The sequence below is a fragment of the Bacillus sp. P4_D3 genome (genome assembly GCF_056401855.1).
Map to the genome: position 1 here is coordinate 1 of NZ_JBFUIN010000159.1, position 6,775 is coordinate 6,775.

Below are 6,775 nucleotides of genomic sequence, written 5' to 3' on the forward strand. Positions count from 1 at the left end.
TATGCATAAAGATGGAATAGAAGATGCAATTGCACTCGTTCTTGCCCCTCACTATTCTACTTTTAGCGTGAAGTCGTATGTAGGACGAGCGCAAGAAGAAGCAGAAAAACTTGGAAACTTAACAATTCACGGCATTGATAGCTGGTATAAAGAACCGAAATTTATTCAGTATTGGGTCGATGCAGTGAAAGGTATATATAACGGTATGTCAGAAGCAGAACGTGAAAAAGCTGTGTTAATCGTATCGGCTCATAGCTTACCAGAGAAAATTATCGCACTCGGCGATCCATATCCAGATCAATTAAATGAAACAGCTGATTATATTGCAAGGGGCGCTGAAGTAGCGAATTATGCAGTAGGTTGGCAAAGTGCAGGCAACACGCCAGATCCTTGGATTGGTCCAGATGTACAAGATTTAACGAGAGAACTAAATGAAAAGTACGGCTACAGTTCATTCGTATATGCACCAGTTGGATTTGTTGCGGAACATTTAGAAGTTTTATATGACAATGACTTTGAGTGTAAAGTTGTAACGGATGAAATTGGCGCGAAATATTATCGTCCAGAAATGCCAAACGCATCGAACGCATTTATCGACTGTTTAGCAGATGTTGTATTAAAGAAAAAAGAATCTGTAATGTAAGTAGAAAGGGGGAGCTTACTTGAGGAAAAAAGTTGTGATCATCGGCGGTGGCATCACAGGATTAACAACAATGTATAACTTACAAAAAGAAATTCGTGAAAAAAACTTGCCGATAGATGCATTGCTTATAGAAGCGTCCGGTAAACTTGGCGGGAAAATTCAAACCGTTCAAAAAGATGGATTTACAATTGAACGTGGCCCTGATTCTTTCTTAGCAAGAAAAGAGAGCGCAGCTAAATTAGTGAAAGAATTAGGACTTGATGCTGAACTTGTAAATAATGCGACCGGTCAATCGTTCGTYCTCGTAAACAATCGGTTACATAAAATGCCGAGCGGTTCAATGATGGGAATTCCAACGCAAATTACACCGTTTCTATTTTCYGGATTGTTCTCCCCAATTGGTAAACTAAGAGCTGGTTTTGATCTGTTAATGCCTAGATCAAAGCCAGTATCTGACCAATCACTCGGGCAGTTTTTCAGGCATCGCCTTGGAAATGAAGTCGTTGAAAATTTAATTGAGCCATTATTATCTGGTATTTATGCAGGGGATATTGATGAAATGAGTTTAATGTCAACATTCCCTCAAATTTATCAAATTGAACAGGAGCATCGTAGTATTTCACTCGGTATGCGTACGCTCGCTCCAAAGCAAGAGAAGGCTGAATTGAAAAAGGGAATCTTTAAAACTGTGAAAAACGGTTTAGAATCTATAGTAGAATCTCTTGAAGTGAAGATTCCTAATGATATGGTAATGAAGGGAACTCGTAYTGAAAAAGTTGCAAAACTTGGTGATAGTTATACGATTACTCTTAGTAACGGAAAAGAAATGGAAGCAGACGCGATTGTAGTTACAGCACCGCATAAAATATTGCCGTCTATGTTTGCGCAGTACAAGCAGTTTCGTTTCTTCCGTAACATTCCGTCTACATCAGTTGCAAACGTGGCACTTGCTTTCCCGAAGTCTGCAATTCAGCGTGATATTGATGGTACGGGATTTGTCGTATCAAGAAATAGTGATTACACGATTACAGCGTGTACGTGGACACATAAAAAATGGCCGCATACAACGCCAGAAGGAAAGGCACTTCTTCGTTGTTACGTTGGACGACCTGGTGATGAAGCGATTGTTGAACAAACTGACGAAGAAATTGTGCAGCTTGTATTAGAGGACTTACAAAAGACAATGGATATTATAGAGGATCCAGAGTTTACAATTGTAAGCCGCTGGAAAGAAGCGATGCCTCAATATACAGTTGGCCATAAAGAGCGAATGAAAAAGCTCACAACATTTATGGAGAATGAGTTGCCAGGTGTGTATTTGGCAGGTAGTTCTTACGCTGGTTCTGGTCTTCCGGCTTGTATTGAGCAAGGTGAGAGAGCCGCAAAGCATGTAGTATCTCATTTAGAGAAGGTAGCAGAAACGGAATTAGTAGCGTGGTAAGAAAAGCATCCTAATATTTTTAGGGTGCTTTTCTTTTTAAAGGTAAGATTAATTTTTTGTAAAACTTGTCGAAATATAGTTCTTTATAAAGAACTATTTGCTATGATAGAAATGCCGAGAAAATATGAAATAAAGAGAGGGAGATGGCTGTGAAGAAAGTCGTAAGTATTTTTTTATCATTGATACTATTGATTTCATTTACTGGTACTTTAGCACATGCAGAAGGAAATACTTCTATGTCAGTGCAAGATGCAATTCAAGTATTTAAGCAGCAAGGGAAAACAAAGGGGATAGTGGAAGGATATATCGTTGGATATACACAAAGTCCTTCTAAATACACGAAAGATCCGGCTAAGTTTGACGACACAAACGTGGCAATTGCCGATTCGCCAAACGAAACGAATCCAGACAAGATCATGCCTGTTCAGTTGCCAAAAGGCGATGTGAGATCGGCTGTAAATGTGAAAGACCATCCTGAAAATATCGGGAAGAAAGTTAGCTTGACAGGGACGCTTGAATTATATTTTAGTAGCCCAGGTTTAAAATCAGTAACAGCTCATAAGTTTTACGGAGAAGAACAAAACCGTGTTAGCGATGTAGTGGCTTCACCAAATGGCGGGGAAGTTGCGAAAGGAACAGCGGTAACATTAACAACGAATACAGAAGGAGCAACAATCTACTATACGTTAGATGGCTCTAATCCTACAAATAAAAGCGTTCGTTATAACGGACAAATTGTAGTGAATGAAAATAGTGTAGTGAAAGCGATCGCAGAAAAAGAAGGGCTTACTTCTTCAGCGATTTCAACATTTTCATTTATTATCGTAAACAATGAACCAGTTCGTATTCATGATATTCAAGGGAAATCACATATTTCTCCTTACAATGKGAAGAAAGTAAACAATGTGGAGGGCGTTGTAACAGCGCTTGATAAAAACGGTTTTTATATAGAAGATAATCAGCCGGATAATGATCCAGCTACTTCAGAAGGTATGTACGTATACAAAAAAGATGCGAATGTAGCGGTAGGAGACCTTGTCCAAGTTGATGGAGAAGTAGAAGAATATGTTGGGCCTGGATATGCAGAACGCTTTGAAACAGACTTAACGACGACAGAAATTAAAGCGAGTCGCATTGGTGTAATCGCAAAAGATCAGACTTTACCAGAAGCGATTGTATTAGGAGAAAACGGAGTGAAAATCCCAGATCAAATTATTGATAATGATGGATTTGGTCTATTTGATCCGAACGAAGATGCAATTGATTTTTATGAGAGTGTAGAAGGCATGCGCGTTACGATGCCAACACCAAAAATTATCGCTCCTCAGAAAAATGGTAACTTATATGTAACAGTAGAAAATGGTGGGGATAAAGTTATAACGAAGTATGGCACACCGCTATTAGATAAAGAGCAATTAAACCCAGAGCGTCTTTCTGTAAAAGTACCTCGTGATTATGTCGCGAAAGTAGGAGATACGTTCACTGGTAATATAACAGGCGTAGTAGGATATGACTACGGTGCGTTCCGCATTTCGCCAGTAACGGAATTACCATCTGTAGTGGACGGTGGGTTTAAGCAAGTAGGGGCAAATATTCAGCCGCGTCTTGATAAGTTAACAGTTGCTACATATAACATTGAAAACTTCTCGGCGAATAAGAAAGAAACAACAGATGAAAAAGTAAAAGCGTTAGCGTATTCTATTAAATACAATTTAAAAATGCCAGATATTATCGGTGTAGAGGAAATGCAAGATAATAACGGATCGATTAATGACGGTACAACAGATGCTTCATTAAGCGCAAAACGTATCATTGATGCAGTGGTAGAAATTCGTGGTCCGAAGTATGAGTATGTAGAAATCGCTCCAAACAACAATCAAGACGGAGGAGCACCAGGAGCTAACATTCGCGTCGGTTTCTTCTATAACCCATCACGCGTGAAATTAGCAGCAGTACCGAAGTTACTTGATAAAAATGTTGTTCGTATCGGAGACGAAAATTCATTATTTGAAAGTACACGTAAACCGTTAGCGGCAGAATTTACGTTCCAAGGACAAAACGTTGTTGTTGTTGCAAATCACTTAAACTCAAAAATAGGAGATGCAACGCCATTTGGAAAAGTACAGCCGCTCGTATTAAAGAGTGAAGAAAAACGAGTTCAATTAGCACAAGAAGTGAATCATTTCGTACAAGGTATTCAGAAAAAGAATACAAATGCACCAGTTGTTGTATTAGGTGATATGAATGACTTTGAATTCTCTAAACCTTTAGAAGCACTAGAGGGAACGATATTAAAAGATATGTTAAACACAGTGCCGAAAGAGAATCGTTACACGTACATTCATGAAGGTAACGCACAAGTGCTAGATCATATTTTAGTAACAAATAACATTGTACAGCACACAATTGTAGACCCAGTACACTTAAACTCAAACATTATGAAAGAACATGGACGTGTAAGTGACCACGATCCAGTACTTGCTCAAATTGATTTGAAGAAGGCTTCTTAAAGTAGGGGAACGCTTAGGTAACTAAGCGTTCTTTTTTGTTTTTACATCGTCATATAATTATGACGATAGAATTCCTTTTTTTGTAATATGGTGATAAAATTAATTGAATATTTAGTTTTCGGAAGAGGGGCTAAAGATGCAAGCGTTAATAAGTGGGAAATTAATGAATCAAATCGCAATCTTTTTTAGTAGTATCGTCATGATTCAGTTTATAGCCGAGATAACAGGACTTACACAGAATTTAGATATTACGTATAACCTAATAAATACAGCAAGTTCTTATATAACATTTAGTTTGGCAGTCATTTTTACTTTAATAGGAGCAAGAAGAGAATTGAGTAAATATGCAATTATTTCATTATGTTTAGTGGTAGCTATTAAAGCAATTTACTTTGCGGCTGTTGTTATTTTGTGGGGATTGGCTGGTACGCCGTAAATGAATATAAAAAACCTAATTTCCAAGATAAAATGTGGAAATTAGGTTTTTTATGCTTGAAACGCTTTTCTACACCGATCTCTTCTTTGCAGTCTTCTTCTATATTTTTTTCTATCGCGCTTTACTCCTTGTATATACATGAATAAGCTAACGAGGAGGAAGAAGGTACATTGTATTGTTAAAATATACGGTGACATGCCATGCAGCGGTTGCCTTGGATCATATAAATGAATAGGTGCCCCGCCTATTGTAGGGAATATCGTATTTAGCAGGATGTAAGGAATGGCGGTAGTTGCAAATGGAAATAGAAGCGCCATATAATCTTTTTGTGACCATGCAGATGCAGCAAGTCCTAAAAGAGCCATTAAACCTGCAAATAAAAAATTAATTCCGATATATACAGTAATGTAAGTGATGGGAGTATCGTAATATAAGTTTGCGAACATCCCGTTATCATTTATAATGCCTGAACCAGCCGTCGGTTCTCCGTCTGGAATGGTTAATTTGCAAAATAATAATGATAAGATGAATGGAAACGTATAAAGGGTCCCTCCGCAAAAAAATGTAACGATATATTTCATTACTGAATAAGGAAATATAGAAATTTCTTTACTGACAAACGGTTTAAAACCATCTGATTTATCCGAGTTGTAACTTGTACTAAAGGGAAGGCTCGCAATAACTGGCATTAATAACAAATAAACATCCATTTCATTGCCACGAAATCCAATCCATTTAATATCCGTTGATATAGGTCCATTCGCAGCATCTCCTAAATAACGAATTACAAAATAATAATGATAAATACAAATAAGAACGAATCCACTAAACATAATAATTAAAGAAACACGATTACAAAAAGCTTGCTTTATATTTAAACGAAGCGCACGCATCATGACTAAAAAAGCCTCCACTATTTTGATAAACTTGTCTATTTTCTATATTACTATTAATTGTAAGGATTTTCTTGTTTTTTTATTTGTTTATTAGAAAAAGAGTAATTTTGTTGTTGTTAGGTAAGGTTTAACTGTAGAAGAAGATTGTCAGAGTGAAAGGAAAAGAGAGGACATATGGAATTCTAGTTTAGACAAAATTACGCTTTCTACGTTGAAATAAGAAAAAGGTGTTCATAAAAATTATATCTGAAGAACATCTTTTCCTTTCCCCTTTTTTTCTGATACACTATGACAGTATTATATACATTGACTGGAATGTTTTTATACTGGGAATAACTAAAAAGAGAACTTGTATAGAATGTAAGCGTGTGGTAATATCAAAGATGTACTAATTGACTATATCATCCGATTGGTCATTTTTGGAGGTGACGATGTGGCGATAGATCGAAAACGTTCTATTATTGAAGCTGCAACAAAGTCTTTTTCAGCATTCGGTTATAAAGCAACGACGATGGATCAAGTTGCGAAGTTAGCGAATGTAGGAAAAGGAACAATTTATACTTTTTTCAAAAATAAAGAAGAACTATTTGGCGAAATTATTTCTAATTTAATTACAGAAATGAAGCAAGTCGCAAAAGACGCAATTCGTTCAGATATTTCATTTTTTGAAAATGTACATAGAGCATTATATAGCATATTAGAATTTAGAAAAGAACATCAGCTCATGATTAAACTAATTCAAGAAGAGCGTGATATGGGAACGAAAGAAGTACAAGAAGTGATGCAACAAGTAGATGTGGAAATCATTTCTGTCATCCAATCTTATTTAGAGATTGCGATTGAAAAAGG

6 protein-coding genes are annotated in these 6,775 nt (G+C 36.7%); 5 read left to right on the forward strand and 1 reads right to left on the reverse strand.

Annotation, left to right across the window (positions count from 1 at the left end; genetic code table 11):
- The 4 genes from hemH to AC1DTM_RS15555 all read left to right on the forward strand — a co-directional run.
- Positions 1–643, forward strand: a 643-nt coding sequence (hemH, locus tag AC1DTM_RS15540) for a ferrochelatase (protein ID WP_477000447.1), incomplete at its 5' end; no start/stop codon positions are given.
- Between the two features lie 19 nt (positions 644–662).
- Positions 663–2,084, forward strand: coding sequence for a protoporphyrinogen oxidase (gene hemY, locus AC1DTM_RS15545; RefSeq protein ID WP_477000448.1), 1,422 nt, complete (start codon positions 663–665; stop codon positions 2,082–2,084).
- A gap of 143 nt (positions 2,085–2,227) precedes the next feature.
- A complete protein-coding gene (locus AC1DTM_RS15550) occupies positions 2,228–4,594 on the forward strand; it encodes a DUF6359 domain-containing protein (protein WP_477000449.1) in 2,367 nt (788 codons plus the stop codon).
- A 136-nt stretch (positions 4,595–4,730) separates the two neighbouring features.
- Positions 4,731–5,030, forward strand: coding sequence for a hypothetical protein (locus AC1DTM_RS15555; RefSeq protein ID WP_002116837.1), 300 nt, complete (start codon positions 4,731–4,733; stop codon positions 5,028–5,030).
- A gap of 50 nt (positions 5,031–5,080) precedes the next feature.
- Here AC1DTM_RS15555 and AC1DTM_RS15560 read toward each other — a convergent pair whose 3' ends face one another.
- Entirely contained in the window at positions 5,081–5,926 is an 846-nt protein-coding gene (locus AC1DTM_RS15560) for a hypothetical protein (protein WP_016104112.1), read from the reverse strand.
- 433 nt (positions 5,927–6,359) lie between these two features.
- Here AC1DTM_RS15560 and AC1DTM_RS15565 point away from each other — a divergent pair.
- The coding region (locus tag AC1DTM_RS15565) for a TetR/AcrR family transcriptional regulator (protein ID WP_477000450.1) at positions 6,360–6,775 on the forward strand (416 nt) is incomplete at its 3' end.